Below are 250 nucleotides of genomic sequence, written 5' to 3'. Positions count from 1 at the left end.
GTTAGTCAGCCCGGAATCTTCGCGACCAAACACCAGAGCGGCATGGCTCATCCATGAAGATTTTTCCTCTAACAGCGGCACCAGTTCTACTGGCGTAGCGTAGTAATGATATTTCGCCCGACTGCGCGCAGTGGTGGCGACAGTGAAATCGACATCGTGTAACGATTCAGCTAGTGTCTTGAAAACTTTAATATTATCAATAATATCACCAGATCCATGTGCGACCCAACGGGCGGCTGGCTCCAGGTAC

Annotated in this window: 1 protein-coding gene; it reads right to left on the bottom strand. The window is 50.0% G+C overall.

Going from position 1 to position 250, the window contains the following annotated elements:
• A partial coding sequence (locus B0E34_RS22810) for an RNA methyltransferase (RefSeq protein WP_228423101.1) occupies window positions 1-250 on the bottom strand: 250 nt, incomplete at both ends.

Origin of the sequence: Chryseobacterium mucoviscidosis, from assembly GCF_002177115.1 — a bacterium.
Lineage (GTDB): Bacteria > Bacteroidota > Bacteroidia > Flavobacteriales > Weeksellaceae > Chryseobacterium > Chryseobacterium mucoviscidosis.
Note: the sequence above shows the minus strand (reverse complement) of the source record. Positions and strands in the feature narration are given on the sequence as shown.